This window comes from Clostridium moniliforme, assembly GCF_017873235.1.
Taxonomy (GTDB): Bacteria; Bacillota; Clostridia; order Clostridiales; family Clostridiaceae; genus Clostridium; species Clostridium moniliforme.
Genome location: NZ_JAGGJZ010000002.1, coordinates 226,876 through 248,201, shown reverse-complemented (window position 1 = coordinate 248,201; position 21,326 = coordinate 226,876). Strand labels below are relative to the sequence as shown.

The following is a 21,326-nucleotide window of genomic DNA, read 5'->3' as shown; positions in this document are numbered from 1 at the left end:
AAATATTATATCAATGTTTTTTATTGCTATCTACATTAAATTATTCTATTTATCATAGTAAAAATTTATTAAAAAAGTTTTTAACAAATAAATGGATAAAAATTCCATCCTTTATTTTATATTTTAGTATCTTACTTTAATAATATTATCTTCTACAATCTCTTTTTCCATAACTTTAACTTTTGATTTAAATCTAGGTATATAATTCTCTAAATATGTCTTTAATTCCTCATCACAAACATAAATATATGTTCCTCTAATTCCTCTAGTTAATAGAGTCTTATATATATTAAGAATATATCTTTTCAATTCATCCTTATCATTTATTGTACGCTTACCATTTTTATCATAATAATTATCTTTAATAATATCTATTTTGTTATTTCTATAAACTATTTCATTTCCAAGTATTACACCTGCATAATTTATATCATAACCTTGCGTTGTATGAATACATCCAATCTCCTGTAAAGATTTATCTGAATTTATCCAATCTTTGGTTTGAGAATTCCATCTAAACTTCTCTTTTCCTATTATTATGTCATAGTCATTAGGATTCTTTTGACTTTTCCATTCCCAGCTATATCCAGCAATCATACGGCAAAGCCCATATTCTCTATCTTTAACTACTATTTTTTTATACATTTCACCTAAATCGTCAAAAATATATACCTCATATTTTCCAAACCTTTTAGATTCTTCTTGCCTTTCATTAAGTATATTTTCAATATAGTTTATATAATCTTCTCCAGCCAAAACTCTCATTTGAGAAGTAATTTTATGCTTTTCAAAATTTATTTCTTCAAATTTTTCAGGCCTTACATCTGAAGGTTTTATTGATTGATTTCTATCATAACATAAAATCATATGTTTAGTTGAAAGCCTTATCCAATCAAGTTGATCACTCTCTTTACTAAGACCAAGCTTTTTATTGCAATCATCAAAGGATTTCATATTAGTTATATTTACTCTTCTATTTAATCTATGAGCTTCATCTACAATTAATATATCATAATCTTTACCAACAACTTCTGAAGGTCCTAAAACCATATTTGCTTTTAAATTCTTAATATTTTTAAATACTTTCTTTAAAGTTGATCTTAAAGATGTCATTGGAATTACTAATCCAATTTTTAAATTTTTTGTTTCCTTTTTCTCTATTAGATATTTTAATAGATAAATTGCAACAATAGTCTTTCCAGTTCCAGGTTCTCCTTGAATTAAATGATTACTTTTTTTATTATTAATTATACTTTTTACTATATCTTGTACAACTTCATATTGCTCCTCTGTTAATGATTTGTAAGGAGAATATTTAAATAAATCACTATTTCTAATTTCAAATAAACCTCTTTTTACAATATGTTTTTCCTTTAATTCCTTCCAAATAGAATCAAATTTTTTAACATATCTCTCCTTCTCATAATAATTATGTTTACTTAGTCCTCCATTACCATTTTGCAATAAATATTTTCCGTCAGCTGACATATATTCAATTAATAATGATTCAAATTCTAAAGTTACAGATTTATTAAAATCTTCATCTGCAATAATATCAATTATATTTAACTTAACTCTATCATCATTTTTCAAATGTTCTAAACTTCTATTATAAACTCTAGTAGACTCTCCAACGTAAGCTTCTTTTGAATTTCTTATAATATATACAACTGGCCAATTCAAACCATATTTATATTTTTTAATATTATCTAATAATTCTTCCTTATAATCAAAAGTTTTTATTAATCCCATAATTGCCTCTTTTATAACTCAGTATATTTTTTACTTGTACCTTTACACTTTTCAACTGGATATTTCTTTTCATTCTTATCCATTTTTTTATTTATTATATCCTCTATATTTACACCTAAAGAATCTGCCATATGCATACAATAAATAATTACATCTGCTAATTCATCACAAACTTCATCTTTATTAAAATTATCATCCCACAAAAAATGTTCTAATAATTCTCCAGATTCTATACTTATTGCCTTAGATAAGTTTTCTGGTGTATGAAACTTTGACCAATCTCTATCATTTCTAAACTTTCTTATTCTTTCTATTGTTTTATCCATATATATAATCCTCACCTTTATTCCCTTTTATTTGTATATAAATCAAATATTAGTGTTATTTCTAAATATAATTATATTACAATTAAAAACTTTGTCCAAATTATATTTCCATAAAAAAACAGCAGTAATATTTTGAAATATTACTGCTATTTTTTGTGATATTATGTATTATTCTAATTTTATATAATTAATCCAACAATAGTTGCTGTTAATATACTTACTAATGTTGCACCATATAATAATTTTAATCCAAAACGCGCAACTACATTTCCTTGTTCTGCATGAAGCCCCTTTACTGCTCCTGATATAATTCCAATTGATGAAAAGTTTGCAAAAGAAATTAAGAATACAGAAACAATACCAATTGATCTTGCTGATAAATGTATACTTCCAGTTTTTAATAAATTCATAGCAACAAACTCATTAGATACTAATTTAGTAGCCATTACACTTGCAGCTTGTATTGATTCATTTAAAGGTACACCCATTAAAAATGCAAATGGAGAGAAAACATATCCTAATATTTCTTGGAAGCTAATACCAAATATCCACTTAAATATCATATTAATCATAGCAATTATTGCTACAAAACCAACTAACATAGCAGCTACTATAACAGCTACTTTAAATCCATCTAATATATATTCCCCAAGAACTTCAAAAAATGTTTGCTTCTTTTCTTCGTCAACTACTAAAATATCTTCTTCTTCTGTTACAGTGTAAGGATTTATAATTGATGCTATAATAAATCCACCAAATAAATTTAAAACAAGTGCTGTTACAACATATCTAGGTTCTAAAAGAACCATATAAGAACCAACAATTGACATAGATACTGTTGACATAGCTGATGCACAAAGAGTGTATAATCTATGTTTAGGTAACAATCCAAGTTGTTTTTTTACTGAAATAAATACTTCAGATTGACCAAGTATTGCTGATGCTACTGCATTATAAGATTCTAACTTACCCATTCCATTAATTTTACTTAAAACTAATCCTATAGCTTTTACCACAAAAGGTAATATTTTTAAATATTGTAAAATACCAATTAAAGCTGAAATAAATATTATTGGTAAAAGAACACTAATAAAAAATGAAAATTGATTATTATTAACTAATCCACCAAATACAAAATTTACTCCTTCCCCAGCACATTTAAGCAATGAATCAAAACCATTTGCTATACCACCTACTAAATAATTTCCAACTCCAGTATTTAATAAAACAAAACCAAAAACAAATTGCAAAATAAGCATTATGATAATAGGCTTGATTTTTATATTTTTCTTACCACTGCTTGCAATCCAGGCAAGTGCTAAAACAACAATTAGTCCTATAATTCCAATAATATACTTCATTTTTTTACTCCTTCTTAAATACAATATTTTAACATTATTATGTTCTATATAAGATGTAATAAATACATTTTATTTCAGTAAATTTTTTATATTATTTTATTTTAATTTATGATTATATTTTAAAAATTTAAAATATTTTTATCATTTTCGATTTTTTTCGCCATAAGCACAAACATACCTATTATAATTTTCTATTTAATATTTGTAAAGAACTATTTCAAATTTTGTTCATATAGTACTTAAGTAAAAGTATATATTTTAATGGATATTTATTTTAAAGAACAAATTTGAAAATAATTACAAGCTAACATATTAATAAATTTTATATAAATAATTTTTAAAATATTAAAAAGCACTTTTTTATAATCGTTTTCCTTAAACAATTGTAAAAAAGTGCTTATATGTAAATTTATACAAAAATATTTTTTATATAATTTGTTTATCAATTTCTTTTGAATTATCCTTAACCTACTACAAAATATAAAAAATTTATATAAACATATAATTATCTCCATCATAATTATCTATTTGCTCAATTAATTTTTTTAAATATCTATCCTTAGCCTCATTATTTTTTTCATTTGCAAACCAAACATTAGCTTGTCCAAAGCCATATGATGGACCATTTTTCTTTGAAACTCTTGGCACCCTAAGTTATTATCAATCTTTTCTATATGAAGTTGGTTTTTACAACTTCCATTAGTTGATTTAGTTTCAAAAAAGCCTAAACAGTAATTAATTTCCTCTTCTTCATCAAATCTTACAGAATCAAAGTTATAAGCTTCATGTGCATCCTGCGTTGTATCTAAATAACTTCCTCCATTAACAGGAATATCATCATCAGTAACCCCTTTATATTTTTCCATCCATGCTATATTGCAAAATAATATTCTTCTCATATATCCTCCTTATAATCAAGCTTAAAACTATTAATTAAAATTTATAATTATAACTAAGTAAAGATTCTATATAAATTTTTAATTTCTATATCTTTATAAATGTAACACTCTCACCTAATTTAATGTCTTTTGTATTATAACCACTTTGTAACCAACTTTTTGCTTGAACGTGTCTATTATCATTATTTCCCCACCAAGCATTTTTGGTATAAGCTGTATTTGGTAATTTAAACCCTAATATATCCTCAATTTGCTTTATTGTTAATGTTAATTTTTCTTTTCTGCAATTACTTAAATATTCATTTAATAAATCATACTTACTCATCTTAAATCCCCTCCTATAGCATTTCTTTAATTATCTAAAGATACTCTTATTTCATCTGACATAAGTTTTGGTAATAATATGTCTCTTAAATTTTTTAATCTGTTACATATAATCACCTAAAGTGTTGTCCATATCATTTTCCAAAATGTTGAACATTTCTGCTCTATGTCTCCTTGACTTTTCTTCTGTCCACTTTCCATCATCAAACCTTGTAACTATTTCCATAACTTTTAATTTAAGACTTTGATTAATTATACTTGGATATGAATTTATTTTTCCAACAGGTGGCAAATTAGAAAACTTAGAGTTCCCAGAAATCGTTATTAAAGCTAAATTACCAAATCCGTCCAAGTCATCTTTAGCCCAACATTCCCCTTCTAATGGATGTTGTGGTTGGAAATGCTCAATGGAATTTCTAAATTGAAATTGCCAATCATCTTGAAGTGGTGATATAATTTCTTTTCCCTCATATGAATAACCATCTCTATAAATTAAATAATCAAGATAAGAAAATACAATTCTTTCAATTCCAAAACCACTTCTATTTTTATAATCAGAATCAGAAACCTTCTTCTTACAATATCCTTCTAACAATGCAATAATATCAACTTTCTCATTATCTAACAAGTTAGATAGAACAACAGAAATCCAATGCATAGTTTTGGGTGATGTATAAGTAATACGTAAACATGATTGAAGTGTTCGTAGCTTCTTATTATCATTACCCTCCTCTCCCAATGTACCAACATATTTAGGTTTATCGTTATTTTTCTTGTTATCCTGGTATTTCTCTAAACGCTGTAGTGACCATTTACCACTTTCTTTATAGTCTCTAGCAAACTCACGTTTTAAAATATATTTATCAAATAATACTCTACACTTCAATAAATGGAATAAAAACTCTTTTGCTTTTTCAGATGATGACCATGCCCAAGATATATTATCAAGAAAGTGTTTATCATCAAGACTTACATCTTCTTCTCCCAAATTTCTTATAACAGCATTAACTTGTAGTAGAAAGTTTGGAAATGAAATAGTTGATTCAAAACGTTCATTTTCATATTCTGATTGTGTAGTTGATACATTAAGCCTTTTATTTTCTTTTAATATTTCAATCAAAGATTTTTTATCTGTTAATTCATTTCCTGTTGAGATTTTACTTTTTATAGAATCAAAATCTTTAATTGATTTATCTAAACTGCTCCAGTTCTCTGTAAAAATATTTTTTCTTACATCAATATCAAAATTCATCTGAACATATGAATTCATATCAGAACAATTTTCCCAAATCAAATTTCCTATATTTTTATCCTGTTCACTTTCAAGAACTTCTAATAGCTTAGCTTTAGCAATTTCATGAAGTTCCAATTGTTCTCCACGGGTATTCATAACTTCAAAGTAATGGTTTAGGTCAATATTTTTTGGAACTTGAATTCGAACAATAAATACTTGTTTTAGCTTTTTGACAAAACTACTTTTATCCATATTTTTATTTTTGAAATAGTTTTTAATAATTTTAAAACCATTCAAGATTTCTGCTGATGATAGTTCCTCAATTAATTCAATATTATTACTGTTACTAAGATACGAAAGAGTGCTATTTGATTTTTCACGAGCCTCAAAACGTAATGCTTCTTTATCAAATACCATCTCTAAATACTTCTCAATAATGTATAAAGTCGTTAATCTTTGCTGTCCATCAATCACTTCATAAACATTATTATCAGTTTCATTAACAATTAAATTTCCTAAAAAATAGTTTTTATTATAACCATCAATATAACTTTCAATATCTTCAATTAATTGTACTATTTGAGTTTCACTCCAAGCATAATTTCGTTGGTAAATTGGCACTATGTATCTAATATTATCAAATATCTGTGCTACTGATATTATTTTTAAATCATTACTCATTTACTACCACCTATTCCATTCACTAAGTAATTTATATACTGCTTTATATTTTTCTTTATTATTATCAGAAATATCTGGTTTCTTAAGCACAAGTAACTTCAATTCTTCTGGATCTGACATTTCACTAATTTCAGAAAACATATTAATTCCATAATTTGCTCGCTCATGTTGACCTTTTGCATATTTATTAATAGTTTGAGGATATACTGCATTCATTGCTAATCTTAATGAATAACTCCATGAATAAAGTTGCTGTATCACATATTTTGTTAAGCTCTCAATACCAAACCTATCTGCAAAAAATAATAATGAACATTCATAAAGCTGCTTAATATAAATATCACCAGAACGCTTATCTGGAATTTCATCTTTTTTATAAATTCCATTAATCTGTTTTTGTATTTTTTCTAATAAAATTCCGTAATGAATTGTATAATTAAAAAATCGTCTTCCTGCTATTAATGGTTGTGTCAATTGAAATTGATTTAACTGTTTAAAAGCAATAAATTCATTGCTAACATTAGCATTGAATTGTTCTACATACAAATTACTAGCCTTATGATAAATTGCATAATCATATATATTTGTTACCTTAATTCCTTTAAAATAATCAATTTTACTTGAATTATAACCTAAACCATCTTTTCCCTTATACCATTGAATCAATGGATACAAATAACTTTTAAATAAATTATCTAAATCATCTTGGTCCATATTTTCCCACTTACTTATAATTTTAACTTTTTGATTTTCATCTTCACTTCTCATTTCCCGCAAATGGTATGATTTTAATAGATCATGTGGTGCTAACTCTTTACCACGAGAATTTTGTGAATCAAAAAACTGAAATGCCTCTTGCTCACTATCTGTTACAATTTGAACCATAGTACATTGATTTAAAAGATAATTTTTATATTTTTCACCTTCATCGTGATTTAATTCGTTAACTCTTTTAGAAAGAACCCCAAAGTTTGTTAAAATAACATCATTGGATAATTTACTATATTTTTCTTTCAATAAACTTTGGTTACAATAATCTAAACAATAAAGCAAAATTGATAATGTGGTAAGCCTTTGTTGCCCATCAACTATATTATATTTTTAAGAACATTCTTTGTGTAATATTACTGAGCCAAGACGATATTCATTAATTTCATCTTTAAAAGCTTCATATGTATCAATAAATAAAGTATTAGCTGACTTCACACTCCAACTATATGGTCTCTGATATGAAGGTAATACTAATTTCATATTAAGCAAGTCTTTTAATTTTGTTATTTTTAATTCATCTTGAATTAATGCCATAATTTATCTCCTAATATTTTTTACTTAATTCTAAATTTCTAATTATTAATTTTTTAATACCATTCCTCTGTTGATACCTCTTTTTATTTTACCATCCTTATATGATGACCTCAATTTATCAATTAATAAAGATCTATCTCTTTTATGCATAAAAAAATACACACCTAATAGTTAAAATTTCACTAAGAGTGTACGCAAATACCCAAAACACATAAAAAGAAATACAATATATATTAAAATCAATTTAAATTTTATCTCTAAAAAATAAAAACACAATGGAAAAGTATTGATTCCTCAATATTTTACCATTGTGTTTTTATTTAAGTTCTTATTTGGTGGAGGCGACGGGTGTCGAACCCGTGTCCGAAAGTAGATCCGTCTAGCTTTCTACGAGCGTAGTCTGTATATTAAATTTCGCTTACAAGAGTGCCTACAGACAGGCGCCTTGCTCGCTAGCTTCATAAGTTCCGTTCATAGCTCAAAGCTTTGCTAAGCTCGGTTCCCCACTAATTATGACACCAGTATCCTAAGCCGTGGGCAACCTAGGGCTGATGAGTAGCTTATATTAAGCTGCTAATGCAAAATTATTATCTTCTGCGTTTATCTTTAATGCATACTTTATTAACGAGGCACCATGCTTCCCTCGGCCCGCTTACCAAACCTCACTTACCCCCGTCGAAGCCAAAACGCCCCCATGTTAATAAATTTAGTTTTGTAAAACGCAAATAAACAATATTTAATTTTATTTCGTGTTTTAATTATATAGCACATAAACTTTACTGTCAACTTAACGAATTTATAAAACTATTTCACATTATGTTAAGTATTTTATAAATTATAAAAAATTTTTAAATTAACTTTTTTCTTCTAATTATTTTGAAATAATAGAATCTCTCTAAATATTAATTACATATAAAGAACTATCGAAAATCAACACTTCCTAAAATATAATCTTTTATTTTAAATAAAGACTGTTGCAAGTTTTAATACTAATTATTATCTATTACAACAGTCTCATTATAAAAATTTAAAATCTTATATAATCTGTTGAAACGTATCCATATCCATTTTTATATTTTATTTTATGCCAACCCTTTGACGTTGATACTATTTCTACTTTGCTTCCTCTTTTTAAACTTCCTATAATAGTATTTTTTGTTGATGGTCCTTTTCTTATATTTAAAGCACTTGCTGTTACTGTTCCTTTCCTTGTTACACTTTCTGGTTTTTCTTGTGGTTTACTATTTGAATTGCTTGAAGAGTTACTTGATGTACTATTTATTTTCACATAATCTGCTGATACGTATCCATATCCATTTTTATATTTTATTTTATGCCAACCATTTGATGTTGATATTATTTCTACTTTACTTCCTTTTTTTAAGCTTCCTATAATAGTATTTTTTGTTGATGGTCCTTTTCTTATATTTAAAGCACTTGCTGTTACTGTTCCTTTCCTTGTTACACTTTCTGGTTTTTCTTGTGGTTTACTATTTGAATTGCTTGAAGAGTTACTTGATGTACTATTTATTTTTACATAATCTGCTGATACGTATCCATATCCATTTTTATATTTTATTTTATGCCAACCATTTGATGTTGATATTATTTCTACTTTACTTCCTTTTTTTAAGCTTCCTATAATAGTATTTTTTGTTGATGGTCCTTTTCTTATATTTAAAGCACTTGCTGTTACTGTTCCTATCTTTGTTACACTTTCTGGTTTTTCTTGTGGTTTTTCTACCGGCTTATTGCCAGGAGCTTCTGGTTTACTATCAGGTTTAGATTCTGTAGTATTATCATTTCCATTTAACTTTATATTATCTTTTAAATATTTTTCTATACCATCTGCAACTGCCTTTGCAAGTTTGTCTTGATATTTATCATCCTTTAATTTTTCTGATTCAGCCTTATTTGATATAAATCCTCCTTCAAATAAAGAAGATGGCATTTCACTTTCTCTAAGTACTGCAAAATTTTCATTTTTAACTCCTCTATTATACGCACCAGTTTCCTTTATTGAATTATTTTGAATATTATCACTTAAAGGCTTATGATTTGATTTTTTACTATGATAATAAGTTTCTATACCATGTGCTGATCCTGAATCAAAGGAATTTATATGATTAGATACAAAAAGATCTGCTCCATATTCATTTGCCATTTTAGCTCTATCAATTAAAGAAATATATTTATCTGAACTTCTGCTCATTTTAACTTCTATTCCCTTGCTCTCCAGTCTTTTCTGTATCTTTAATCCTATTTTAAGATTTAGCTCATCCTCTTTAAGACCAAAAGCTGAACTTCCATCATCATGCCCCCCATGTCCTGGATCTATAAATACTTTATAATAATTTCTATCTACCTCATTACTTTTTGAATAAACTTTACCTTTATCATTTGAAACATAAACTTCTATTACATGAAGCTTGTCTCCTTTTTTTTGACTTAAATAAACAGTTCCTTCATTTTTAGGAGTAACTATTCCATTATTAATAGTTACTGTATGTTCATTTGACATTTTAAAATCATTATATTTTGATAAATCTAGTATTTCACCAAATTTCAAAGATATACCGTTTTCAACTATAATTTTTTCTCTATCATGTCCATTTGTTACTGACAAAAATTCATTTTCTAAGCCTAATTTAGAATCTGCATCTGTTATTTTACCTCCAATAGGTATTAAAGATATAGCCAACATAAATAAAGTTGTTTTAATTATTCTTTTTAGTTTTTCTCTTCTCAATTAAATCCCACCTTTAATTATATTTTATTTACATTATTCATACTTTAGTAACATTTTTATTATAAAATATTCTTCCTTTTTATTCAATATTTTACAATTAATTTATAGTTTAAAAATATACAAAGCTGATATCATATTAATCCTTTATATGAATTTAATATAATATCAGCTTTTAATTTATACAGTTACTCTTTTCATTGAAGTACTTATTATTTTAAAAATCATTGATCCTACAATTAAATTTATAACCATAGATGGAAGAACTATTAATATAAATAATGAAGTAAAACCTGCTGGAAGCCCAACTAAAATATTTGCAGATAACAAAAATGTTACCCCACTAATTAATGTTCCAATAGGAAATACTATTATACTTTCTACTACCCTTCTTTTACTTTCTGTCATATTCTTTAAACCTTTAATTTTATTAATAAAAATCATCATAAAAAATACTACATTTACGGTAATAATTTTATCTATCATATTAGGAAGTTGTCCCCCTGGAAACTTTGTTGTCATACCTGTAAATATTCCAGTTATTATTCCTGCAATTAAAGATGTCTTATAATCTCCCCTATTTAAAATCATAATTATAAATAACATTACAAGAGCAAAATCTGGCTGCATAGGTAATCCAAGTGCTGGTGTAATTTGATGAAGTATTGCTCCAATTCCAAGTAATAAGGCATTAGTTATCATTTTTTTAGTTTTTTCATTTTTTTTCATAATATCTTCTCCTTTAAAATAATTATTATTTTTTTGCCACTCTCCTAAACTTTCATCATTTCATAACACTTTGATCACCTCCTTTAATTTCATATAAAAAAACCGTCCTATTCTAAAAACATAGGACGGATAAATCTTCCGCGTTGCCACCTAAATTGTGTTTAATATATGTATAAATTAAACACCACCTTAATTTCAAGTACTAACATACTCTATCTGCTATAAGGTGCAGCCCACCATAAATGCTACTTTCTAAAAATTAGATTTCGTTTTATTCCTCCAAGGTCCATTCACTAAATCTCTTCTTGCTAGGATCTCACCACCCCTAACTCTCTTTATTAAAGCTTAATTTAACTACTCTTCCTTTTCATTGGATTATAATTATTAAGTTATCTTATACTATATAATATCAGATTATCAGTTTTTTGTAACTTATTTTTATAAATTTATTTTAAATTTTTGCATATTTTATTATATTTAAAACTGATTCATAAAAGAAACTTACATAATTATGCTTATCTTCTTCTTTAAATTCTTTTTTTACATCCTCTATCATAGGTACATCATCTGTAATTATATTATCTACCCCTAAGTAAATCATTTTTTCTGCAAGTTCTCTATTATCTATAGTAAATACATGAACTTCCTTTCCTAATGCATGAAGGGCATAAACTGTTTTAGGATTTACAAGTGATGATTCTAAACTAAAGAAATCTACATTAAGTTTTTCAAATTCTCCTATAGCTGCAATTACAATATATCCAACCTTTAGTTTTGGATTAATATTTTTCATCTCTTGAAGTGCCTCAAAATTATTTGATGATATTACAACTTCATCTTCCATATTATATTTTTTAATTATTTTATTTACATTTTTAACTAAAGGATCATCTTTTCCCTTTGGTTTAAGTTCAATATTTATTTTAATTTTTCCCTTTGCTTCTTTTAATACTTCATCTAAAGTAGGAACTTTTTCACCTTTATACTTTGTAGAGTAAAAAGAGCCGTTATCAAGCTGTTTTATTTGATTTAATGTTAATTCTCTAACTGTTTTATTTACTCCAGCTGTTCTTTTAAATGTTCCATCATGAAGAAGTATAGTTTTATTGTCCTTTGTTGTTTGTACATCAATTTCAGCAAAATTAGCTCCTTCTTTTTCTGCAAGTTTTATTGCTGATAATGTATTCTCTGGTGCTTTAACACTTGCTCCTCTATGAGCAGTTACAGCTACTTCATCATTAATTACTCTATGAAACACTACTCCATATCCAACAATACTGCTAAATATTACAAAAGCCAATGTTAATATACCTACAAATATATTGGAATATTTTTTAGAGATTTTATATAAAACATTTTTCTTATAATCTTCATAAGACTTAAATTCTCTTTCTTTTACATTATCTTCCCTTAAGTCATAATAAAGCTCTACTAAAAATGAAACAAAAAGAGGTGTTGATATAATGGATGCTAATACAAATATTCCATAAAATAGTATTAAAAGTCCACCTAAAAATATTTTACTTGAAAAAGATGTAGCACCTAATACATAACCTCCAACCAAAAATCCAATTCCAAGAATTAATACTATTAAAATTATAGATATTATAGATATTACAACTGCCCAAAGTGCTATTGCTCTAAATAACTTCCATCTATTTTTCTTATATATAACATAACTCTTTTTTACAGCATCTTTCCCTTTTATCTTTTCTATAACTACTATTGGAATAGATAAAATCCATCTAAGCAATAAAATTGCTAATCCAATTATTATAAATCCATATAGAATCTTTCCACCTATAGTTTTTGAAAGTTCTATTGTTATAAATGGAGGAATTGAATAATCTTTAATTAATGAACTACAAAGTCCTATTCCTGTTAAAGGTCCTATTACACCTGTAATTATTATAAGTGGAATTATCCCCCTATTTAATGTATCTTTTAATATTCCTATTACATTAAATATTCCATCTATCGCCTTAATTTTCTCACCTCTATGAGATTTTACTCCTATGTATGTTAAAACACCTATTTCTATAAATATTGTACAAAAAGCCATAATTAATAATATTAATATGCATATTATTCCTTGCAAACTTAATCCAAATTTTATGAAATCCTTATTTGTAAGTGTAAATAATCCTTCAGTTCCTATAAAGTATTTAAATATTAAATATAATATTGGAACAAATATAAAAGCTGTTAAAATCCTATAACACATTTCAAAATAAGTACATGCAAAAAAATTAAATTTAAAATTATTAAAGGTATTCTTAATTAGAGAAAGAATTCCTGTATCTTTATATGTATTTTTCAATATTCTCCCTCCTTTATTCTCATATTATTATCCTACTTATTTATAAAAAAAGCTACTTTATATAATTGTCTTCAATATAATTAATTAATTTTTATAAATTATTTTTTAAAATAAAAAATTAAAAGCTACTAGAAATTAAATTTCTAATAGCTTTTACATATTTCTTATATATTTAATCTGATGTTCTTGCAAGCCATATAGCTGCTATAATAATTAATAGTCCTCCAATTAATTGAAGTCCTGTTAATGTTTCTCCATAAACTAAATAAGCAAATAAACTTCCAAGTACAGGTTCTAATGCAACAAGTACTGATGCAACACCAGTCTCAATATAATCTGTAGCTTTGACATAAGAAATATTTGCTATAAATGTACTTAATACACCTATTGATAAAATATTAAGTACTACAAATATTGGTGATGCACTAGAAGTTATTGCATTGTCTATTCCAGTAAAGTTTGTAAAGAATGCTAAAACTATGGCACTTGCTATAAATCCATATATTAACATACTATCTTTAGTATATTTTCCTTCAAAAAATCTTGGTATTACAAGTTGAAGTGCAAATAAAACCCCTGTTGAAAGACCAACTAATAATCCAACTATATCAAGATTTTCAAATCCAACTCCAAAAATATTTGAAATTAAAAAGCAACCTGTTATTGCAAGAATAATTACAATTGCTTTCTTTCCAGTTATTTTTTCTTTAAAAAATATTGCATTAAATATTGTTACCCAAATTGGATTTGTAAACATAAGAACTGTTGCAACAGCAATAGGTACCCTTTCTACAGCAATATTAAATGTAGTAAAAGATAATCCAAAAGTTACAATTCCATAAATACTACTTATTATAATTCCTTTTAAATCTACCTTAAAGGCATCTTTGTTAAAAATAAATAGAAATATACCAAATCCTATTGAAGCTATTAAGCATCTAAAAAATGATATACTCATTGAATCAATACCTGCATTACCTAGTGTTCTACTAGTTACTCCCATCATTCCCCAGAATAATGTTGCAATTAATACAAGTATAATTCCTTTTTTCTTATTATTCATTTTTTTCTCCTTTCATAATTTAATTATGTCATCTAAAATCTGCTAAGGTTTACAAAATACTTTTATATTTTACTATAAACTATTACACATTTTTTTATTTTACAACATTGTTTACTGTTTGTACATATTTATATTTTAAATAAACAAAATAAAAATCCCCAATTCTATAACCAGACCGTGTACATTATAGATAAGGGGATTTTTTATTAATTTATAAACAGCCAAACTTATTTAAAGTGGCATAAGTTTATTATTAACTATTGTTCTTTTAAATATTCATCAATTGCTTTTGCAGCATCTTTTCCAGCTCCCATAGCTAGTATTACTGTAGCTGCACCTGTTACTGCATCTCCACCAGCATAAACTTTCTCTCTTGTTGTCTTACCTGAATGTTCTTCTGCTATTATACATTTTCTCTTATTTATATCAAGACCTTTTGTTGTAGAAGATATAAGAGGATTTGGAGATGTTCCAAGAGACATTATTACTGTGTCTACATCCATTACAAATTCTGAACCTTTAATTTCAACTGGTTTTCTTCTTCCTGACTCATCAGGCTCTCCAAGTTCCATTCTTACACACTTCATTCCTTTAACCCATCCATTTTCGTCAGTTAATATTTCTACTGGATTTGTTAAAAGATCAAAAATTATTCCTTCTTCTTTAGCGTGATGTACTTCCTCTACTCTAGCTGGAAGCTCTTCTTCACTTCTTCTATATACTATATGTGATTCAGCTCCAAGTCTAAGAGCAGTTCTTGCAGCATCCATAGCAACGTTTCCTCCACCTACTACTGCAACTTTATTACCTGTTCTTACTGGAGTTTCATAATCCTCTTTAAAAGCTTTCATTAAATTAACTCTAGTTAAAAATTCATTAGCTGATAATACTCCATTTGCATTTTCTCCCTTTATTCCCATAAATCTTGGAAGTCCTGCACCTGATCCTATAAATACAGCATCAAAATCTTCATCTTCTAATAATTCATCAATAGTTATAGTTCTACCTATGATTACATTAGTTTCAACTTTAACACCTAACTTTTTAATGTTTTCTATTTCACTTTTAACTACAGTATCTTTTGGAAGTCTAAATTCTGGAATACCGTAAACTAAAACTCCCCCTGCTTCATGAAGTGCTTCAAAAATAGTTACATCATATCCCATTTTAGCTAAGTCACCTGCACAAGTAAGTCCTGCAGGACCACTACCTATAACAGCAACTCTTTTACCATTACTTTCTTCTTTCTCTGAAAGATCAACTTTATGTTCTCTTGACCAGTCAGCTACAAATCTCTCAAGTTTTCCAATAGAAACTGGTTCCCCTTTTATTCCAAGTACACACTTTCCTTCACATTGATTTTCTTGTGGACAAACTCTACCACAAACTGCTGGAAGAGCACTATACTTTGCAATAACCTTTGCTGCTTCTTCAAATTTTTCTTCTGAAACCATTTTTATAAATCCTGGTATATCTATTGATACTGGACATCCTGTAACACATCTTGGATTTTTACATTGAAGGCATCTTTTAGCTTCTTTTACAGCTTCTTCTTCATTATATCCTAAACAAACTTCTTTAAAGTTTTTTGCTCTTTCTTTAGGATCTTGTTCTCTAACTGGTACTCTTTTCATTCTATCTTTCATATCCATAATTATTCATCTCCTCCACAATGTCCGCATCCACCATGATGAGTGTCGCCTTCCTCTTCTTTAAGGATTGCTCTTCCTTCTTCAGTCTTATACATAGCTTGTCTTCTCATAGCTTCATCAAAATTTATTAAATGTCCATCAAATTCTGGTCCATCAACACATGCAAATTTAACTTCATTTCCAACTGTTACTCTACAAGCTCCACACATTCCTGTTCCATCAACCATTATAGGGTTTAAACTTACTATTGTAGGAATGTTAAGTTCTTTAGTTAACATACACATGAATTTCATCATTATCATAGGTCCTATAACAATTGCTTCATCATAATGTTTTCCTTTATTTTTAACTAAATCTGTTAAACAATCTGTAACTCTTCCATTGAAACCATAAGATCCATCATCTGTTGCAATATAAAGATTTTTAGCAACAGCTTTCATTTCATCTTCTAATATTAATAATTCCTTATTTCTACTACCAACTATAACATCTACATCTATTCCATGTTCTTTCATCCATTTTACTTGTGGATATACAGGTGCTGCACCAACTCCACCTGCTACGAATATAAATTTTTTCTTTTTAAGATCCTCTATATTTTGTGATACAAATTCACTTGGTCTTCCAAGGGGTCCAACAAAATCAGCCACAGAATCTCCTACATTAAATTCAGCTAATTTCATTGTTCCATGTCCAACTGCTTGAAAAACTATAGTTACAGTTCCTTTTTCCCTATCAAAATCTGCAATAGTTAATGGAATTCTTTCTCCTTTTTCATCATTTTTTAATATTATAAATTGTCCTGGATTTGCGGATTTTGCAACTCTTTTAGCTTCTATATCCATTAAGTATATATTTTTTGCAAGTTCTCTTTTTGAAACTATTTTATACATATAACTAACTCCTCTTTTTTAATTTATATATTTCACCACCAAAAGCTCCCATGATATTTTGGGAGCTTTTGGACATTTATAATCTTTACTCTTTAAAAATCTACGTCTTCTCCATAGTATGCAGCATTGTAAATCTTTTCTATTAATTCAGTATTTACCTTTCTTGGATTAGTTGCTGTACATGCATCAAGTACTGCGTTTTCTGACATGTATTTTAAGTTTGCTTTAAACTCTTCTTCATCTACTCCATATTCTTTAAATGTTTTTGGTATATTTAATTCTGCATTTAAGTCTCTTATTAATTTAACTAATGATTTTGTTAATTCTTTATCATTATTTCCTTCTAATTCTAACATTTTAGCTATTTTTGCATATCTATCAGCACATTCAACTGAATTAAATTCTATTACTGATGGAAGTAATATAGCATTTGCACATCCATGAGGTACATGGAATACTCCTCCAATCTTGTGAGCCATTGAATGAACTATTCCAAGAGAAACATTACTAAATGCCATTCCTGCTAAACATTGTGCATCATGCATTTCTGATCTAGCATCTTTATCTCCATCATAAGATTTCTTTATGTTATCTCTAACCATTTCAATTGCTTTAAGTGCTAAAGGATCTGTAAAATTATCTGCAATTGTTGAAACATAAGCTTCTACTGCATGAGTCATTGCATCCATTCCTGTATGAGCAACTAATTTTTGTGGCATAGTTTCTGCAAGTTCTGGATCTACTATAGCAATATCAGGTGTAATATTAAAGTCAGCTAAAGGATACTTAATTTTTGCTGCATAATCAGTAATTACTGAGAATGCTGTTACTTCTGTAGCTGTACCACTTGTTGAAGCTATTGCTATAAATTTAGCTTTGTTTCTTAGCTTTGGTAATCCAAATGGAACTATTGCTTCTTTAAAAGTGAATTCTGGATGCTCATAGAATATCCACATAGCCTTAGCTGCATCTATTGGTGATCCACCACCTAAACCAACAATCCAATCAGGCTCAAATTCTTTCATTGCTTCTGCGCCTTTCATAACTGTTTCTACTGATGGATCTGATTCAACTCCATCAAATACTTTAACTTCAAGTCCTGCTTCCTTTAAGTTGTCCTCTATTCTTTGTAAGAAACCAAATCTTTTCATTGAGCCTCCGCCCATAACGATCATTGCTTTCTTTCCTTCAATATTTTTTAATACATCAATTGAACCTTTTCCATGATAAATATCTCTTGGTAATGTAAAACGTGCCATAATAAAACTCCCCCTAAAAATCTTTATTTATTATAATTTTTTATTTTTAAATTTTACATAATTTATATAAGCAAATTTTATGCCAAAAAATAAATTTGATAAATATCTCACAGTTACGTCATTTTTTTAACAAACTCTTTTATCTATTAATTTTTTAATGTACTAAAATATTACATAATTTTATTTTTGATGTCATATTTTAGTACATTGTTATATTTTAGTACACTTAATAAATCTTATATTTATCTAATTTATAATATAAAGTATTTCTACTTATACCTAACGATTTTGCTGTTTTACTCATATTACAATCATTAACTTTAAGTGCCTTTTTAATTAATATCTTTTCTATATCTTTTATATTAAAACTATTTCCTATTTCAATATATATTCCGTTTTCTTTTGAATCATTACTTATATCAATTGTTTTTTCTTCTATTTTTTTATTTTTGCATTCTTTCTCTAAGTTATCCGTAAATTGATAAGATATATTTCCATCTAAATTAACTATATTTTCTATACAATTTTCAAGTTCTCTGATGTTTCCTGGCCAAGAATAATTTAAAAGTTTATTATATAAATCATAACTAATTTTAGGTACTTCTTTATCTAATTTAAATGCTTTTATTCTTAAAAAATGTTTTATAAGCTTTTCTACATCACCTTTTCTCTCTCTAAGAGGTGGTAAATGTATTGGAATAACACTTAGCCTATAATATAAATCCTCTCTAAAATTGCCTTTTTTTATTTCTTCTTTTAAATCTTTATTTGTAGCTGCAATTATTCTAACATCTATTGGAATTTCTTTGCTACTTCCTACTCTACTTACCATTCCTTCTTGTATAACTCTAAGAAGATGTACCTGCATTTCTAAAGGCATTTCACCAATCTCATCTAAAAATATAGTTCCACCATTTGCTAATTCAAATTTACCAACTTTTCCACCTTTCTTAGCTCCAGTAAAGGCACCTTCCTCATATCCAAATAGCTCACTTTCAATTAAGTTTTTTGGTATAGCCCCACAATTTATTGCAACAAAATTCTTACCTTTTCTATAGCTAAAGTTATGAATAGCTTGTGCTAAAACTTCTTTACCTGTTCCACTTTCACCTTCTATTAAAACTGTGGAGGGACTATTAGCTATAATTTTGCAATTAGTAATAACGTTTAAAATAGCATCACTTTCTCCTAAAATATCATCAAATGTTTTATAAGCTCCAAAGGATTTCAAACTCTTATTTTCTCTTTCCTTGCACATTATAATTACAGATCCAACTACCTTATCATTTAATCTTATTGGTTTTATAGTTATTAGTGTCCTATAATTTGTATCATTTAAAAATTTTATCTCTTTTACATAAGTTTTATAATTAGATTCTTTAAATTTTAAATTAATAGTTTTCCAACCAGGTATTATAGTATCTATATTTTTATTTAGTAAATTTTCTGTATGTAGTCCTATTATTTCGCAAGCTAATTCATTAACATTATTTATATCTCCATCTGAATTTATAATTAAAATTCCTTTTCCTACGTTATTTATTACACTTCCTACATATTTATAAGTTTCTTCTAAAACTTCACTTACATGAACTCTTTCAAGATCATTTTCAATAGCTTTCACTCCAAATAAAACTAACCCTAATGTATGTGGATGCTTATTTACCCACCCGGAAGTTAAATTTAATGTTCCTATTATATCTCCATTTTTCCCATGAATAGGTGCTGCTGAGCAAGTTAATGTTTTAAAAATATTGATATAATGCTCATCTGCTGTAACTTGTACAGCTCTATTTTCTTCAATTGCAATTGCCATGGCATTAGTTCCTATATTTTTTTCATCCATATACATTCCAGGATATATATTTAATTTCTTATATTCTTTAATAATATTGTCCTTTCCAGATACATATAATATACATCCATCTTTATCTGTAAGAACTATTATAAATTTTTCATCTTTAAGTACATCTTTAAACATATTCATATATATTTTAGAAATTCTAATTAACTCTGAATTGTCAATTAAAATTTTATTTAATTCATCATCTTTTAGCTTTTTGTTAGACTCTTTATTATCTTTTTTTATGCCATATGCTTTGCTTCTTTCATGAGAACTTATAATTGTATTTTTTTTGTCAAAATCCATTTGAACTTCCTCCTAATACAATTTATTAAATATTACACTTCTATTATAATACTAAATTTGGCCATTTTTAACCAATTTACAAAGTATTTGCATTTATTTGAAATTAATTTTATTACATAAAAAAAGAGTATTCCTGTTATTAAAATACTCTTTTCCAAAACTAATATCTATTTCTATTTTTAAGTTCTCTTGCCATTTCTCTATTATGAGCTTTTTCAAGTAATGAATCTCTTTTGTCATAATTTTTCTTACCCTTACAAACTCCAAGGGCAACCTTAACCCTTCCATTTTTAAGATAAAGAGATAATGGTATAAGTGTTAAACCTTCTCTTGATACAAGACCTGCAAGTCTTCCTATCTCTCCTTTATGAAGAAGTAATTTTCTATCTCTTAGTGGGTCCTCGTTAAATATATTTCCTTGTTCATATGGACTTACATGCATTCCTCTAATAAATATTTCTCCATTTCTAACTTCTGCATAACAATCTTTAAGATTAGCTCTACCATTTCTTATAGATTTAACTTCTGTTCCAACTAAAACTATTCCACATTCAATTGTTTCTTGTATAAAATAATCATGTCTTGCTTTTCTATTTTCTGCTAAAGAATTTGAATTTTTCTTTCTTGCCATTT

General features: G+C 27.0%; 17 protein-coding genes, 1 other RNA gene and 1 other annotated feature. All 18 genes read right to left on the bottom strand.

The window, feature by feature from the left end; translation table 11 throughout:
- Window positions 1–123: 123 nt before the first annotated feature.
- Window positions 124–1,752, bottom strand: coding sequence for a DUF2075 domain-containing protein (locus tag J2Z53_RS04515; RefSeq protein ID WP_209796046.1), 1,629 nt, complete (start codon window positions 1,750–1,752; stop codon window positions 124–126).
- Between the two features lie 11 nt (window positions 1,753–1,763).
- Window positions 1,764–2,078, bottom strand: a complete 315-nt coding sequence (locus tag J2Z53_RS04510) for a nucleotide pyrophosphohydrolase (protein WP_209796045.1) — start codon at window positions 2,076–2,078, stop codon at window positions 1,764–1,766.
- Between the two features lie 179 nt (window positions 2,079–2,257).
- Window positions 2,258–3,439, bottom strand: a complete 1,182-nt coding sequence (locus J2Z53_RS04505) for a NupC/NupG family nucleoside CNT transporter (protein WP_209796044.1) — start codon at window positions 3,437–3,439, stop codon at window positions 2,258–2,260.
- Between the two features lie 545 nt (window positions 3,440–3,984).
- The gene (locus J2Z53_RS04500; RefSeq protein WP_234925770.1) at window positions 3,985–4,338 is read right to left on the bottom strand and encodes a hypothetical protein; all 354 of its coding nucleotides are present in this window, start codon (window positions 4,336–4,338) and stop codon (window positions 3,985–3,987) included.
- Between the two features lie 85 nt (window positions 4,339–4,423).
- Entirely contained in the window at window positions 4,424–4,663 is a 240-nt protein-coding gene (locus J2Z53_RS04495; protein ID WP_209796043.1) for a DUF7662 domain-containing protein, read from the bottom strand.
- A 102-nt stretch (window positions 4,664–4,765) separates the two neighbouring features.
- Window positions 4,766–6,577 carry a DUF262 domain-containing protein gene (locus tag J2Z53_RS04490; protein ID WP_209796042.1) on the bottom strand — a complete coding sequence of 604 codons (1,812 nt, stop codon included), beginning with the start codon at window positions 6,575–6,577 and terminating at the stop codon, window positions 4,766–4,768.
- A gap of 3 nt (window positions 6,578–6,580) precedes the next feature.
- A complete protein-coding gene (locus J2Z53_RS04485) occupies window positions 6,581–7,669 on the bottom strand; it encodes a DUF262 domain-containing protein (RefSeq protein WP_327786697.1) in 1,089 nt (362 codons plus the stop codon).
- A 9-nt stretch (window positions 7,670–7,678) separates the two neighbouring features.
- Window positions 7,679–7,882 carry a DUF262 domain-containing protein gene (locus tag J2Z53_RS12830; RefSeq protein ID WP_234925768.1) on the bottom strand — a complete coding sequence of 68 codons (204 nt, stop codon included), beginning with the start codon at window positions 7,880–7,882 and terminating at the stop codon, window positions 7,679–7,681.
- Between the two features lie 333 nt (window positions 7,883–8,215).
- Window positions 8,216–8,576: a transfer-messenger RNA gene (ssrA, locus tag J2Z53_RS04480) on the bottom strand.
- A gap of 333 nt (window positions 8,577–8,909) precedes the next feature.
- A complete protein-coding gene (locus tag J2Z53_RS04475; protein WP_209796041.1) occupies window positions 8,910–10,631 on the bottom strand; it encodes an N-acetylmuramoyl-L-alanine amidase in 1,722 nt (573 codons plus the stop codon).
- A gap of 177 nt (window positions 10,632–10,808) precedes the next feature.
- Window positions 10,809–11,357 carry a tryptophan transporter gene (locus J2Z53_RS04470; protein ID WP_209796040.1) on the bottom strand — a complete coding sequence of 183 codons (549 nt, stop codon included), beginning with the start codon at window positions 11,355–11,357 and terminating at the stop codon, window positions 10,809–10,811.
- Between the two features lie 118 nt (window positions 11,358–11,475).
- Window positions 11,476–11,737 (bottom strand) — a binding site (T-box leader).
- A gap of 71 nt (window positions 11,738–11,808) precedes the next feature.
- Complete coding sequence (locus J2Z53_RS04465) at window positions 11,809–13,677, bottom strand: glycerophosphodiester phosphodiesterase (protein WP_209796039.1); 1,869 nt, start codon at window positions 13,675–13,677, stop codon at window positions 11,809–11,811.
- Window positions 13,678–13,849: 172 nt separating this feature from the next.
- Window positions 13,850–14,740 carry a DMT family transporter gene (locus J2Z53_RS04460; RefSeq protein ID WP_209796038.1) on the bottom strand — a complete coding sequence of 297 codons (891 nt, stop codon included), beginning with the start codon at window positions 14,738–14,740 and terminating at the stop codon, window positions 13,850–13,852.
- Window positions 14,741–14,997: 257 nt separating this feature from the next.
- Window positions 14,998–16,392 (bottom strand): NADPH-dependent glutamate synthase, encoded by a 1,395-nt coding sequence (gltA, locus tag J2Z53_RS04455; RefSeq protein ID WP_209796037.1) that lies wholly within the window; start codon window positions 16,390–16,392, stop codon window positions 14,998–15,000.
- Between the two features lie 2 nt (window positions 16,393–16,394).
- A complete protein-coding gene (locus J2Z53_RS04450) occupies window positions 16,395–17,285 on the bottom strand; it encodes a sulfide/dihydroorotate dehydrogenase-like FAD/NAD-binding protein (RefSeq protein ID WP_209796036.1) in 891 nt (296 codons plus the stop codon).
- Between the two features lie 92 nt (window positions 17,286–17,377).
- Complete coding sequence (locus tag J2Z53_RS04445) at window positions 17,378–18,544, bottom strand: iron-containing alcohol dehydrogenase (RefSeq protein WP_209796035.1); 1,167 nt, start codon at window positions 18,542–18,544, stop codon at window positions 17,378–17,380.
- 226 nt (window positions 18,545–18,770) lie between these two features.
- Window positions 18,771–20,693 carry a sigma 54-interacting transcriptional regulator gene (locus tag J2Z53_RS04440; RefSeq protein WP_209796034.1) on the bottom strand — a complete coding sequence of 641 codons (1,923 nt, stop codon included), beginning with the start codon at window positions 20,691–20,693 and terminating at the stop codon, window positions 18,771–18,773.
- A 160-nt stretch (window positions 20,694–20,853) separates the two neighbouring features.
- Window positions 20,854–21,324, bottom strand: a complete 471-nt coding sequence (gene smpB, locus J2Z53_RS04435) for an SsrA-binding protein SmpB (RefSeq protein ID WP_209796033.1) — start codon at window positions 21,322–21,324, stop codon at window positions 20,854–20,856.
- Window positions 21,325–21,326: the final 2 nt, after the last annotated feature.

Excerpts from the sequence above, each read along its gene's own strand:
- J2Z53_RS04515 (WP_209796046.1), bottom strand. The coding sequence starts at position 1,752 with ATGGGATTAATAAAAACTTTTGATTATAAGGAAGAATTATTAGATAAT.
- J2Z53_RS04490 (WP_209796042.1), bottom strand. The coding sequence starts at position 6,577 with ATGAGTAATGATTTAAAAATAATATCAGTAGCACAGATATTTGATAAT.
- J2Z53_RS04460 (WP_209796038.1), bottom strand. The coding sequence starts at position 14,740 with ATGAATAATAAGAAAAAAGGAATTATACTTGTATTAATTGCAACATTA.
- smpB (WP_209796033.1), bottom strand. The coding sequence starts at position 21,324 with ATGGCAAGAAAGAAAAATTCAAATTCTTTAGCAGAAAATAGAAAAGCA.
- J2Z53_RS04505 (WP_209796044.1), bottom strand. The coding sequence starts at position 3,439 with ATGAAGTATATTATTGGAATTATAGGACTAATTGTTGTTTTAGCACTT.
- J2Z53_RS04450 (WP_209796036.1), bottom strand. The coding sequence starts at position 17,285 with ATGTATAAAATAGTTTCAAAAAGAGAACTTGCAAAAAATATATACTTA.
- J2Z53_RS04510 (WP_209796045.1), bottom strand. The coding sequence starts at position 2,078 with ATGGATAAAACAATAGAAAGAATAAGAAAGTTTAGAAATGATAGAGAT.
- J2Z53_RS04495 (WP_209796043.1), bottom strand. The coding sequence starts at position 4,663 with ATGAGTAAGTATGATTTATTAAATGAATATTTAAGTAATTGCAGAAAA.
- J2Z53_RS04500 (WP_234925770.1), bottom strand. The coding sequence starts at position 4,338 with ATGAGAAGAATATTATTTTGCAATATAGCATGGATGGAAAAATATAAA.
- J2Z53_RS04440 (WP_209796034.1), bottom strand. The coding sequence starts at position 20,693 with ATGGATTTTGACAAAAAAAATACAATTATAAGTTCTCATGAAAGAAGC.
- J2Z53_RS04470 (WP_209796040.1), bottom strand. The coding sequence starts at position 11,357 with ATGAAAAAAAATGAAAAAACTAAAAAAATGATAACTAATGCCTTATTA.
- J2Z53_RS12830 (WP_234925768.1), bottom strand. The coding sequence starts at position 7,882 with ATGGCATTAATTCAAGATGAATTAAAAATAACAAAATTAAAAGACTTG.
- gltA (WP_209796037.1), bottom strand. The coding sequence starts at position 16,392 with ATGGATATGAAAGATAGAATGAAAAGAGTACCAGTTAGAGAACAAGAT.
- J2Z53_RS04445 (WP_209796035.1), bottom strand. The coding sequence starts at position 18,544 with ATGGCACGTTTTACATTACCAAGAGATATTTATCATGGAAAAGGTTCA.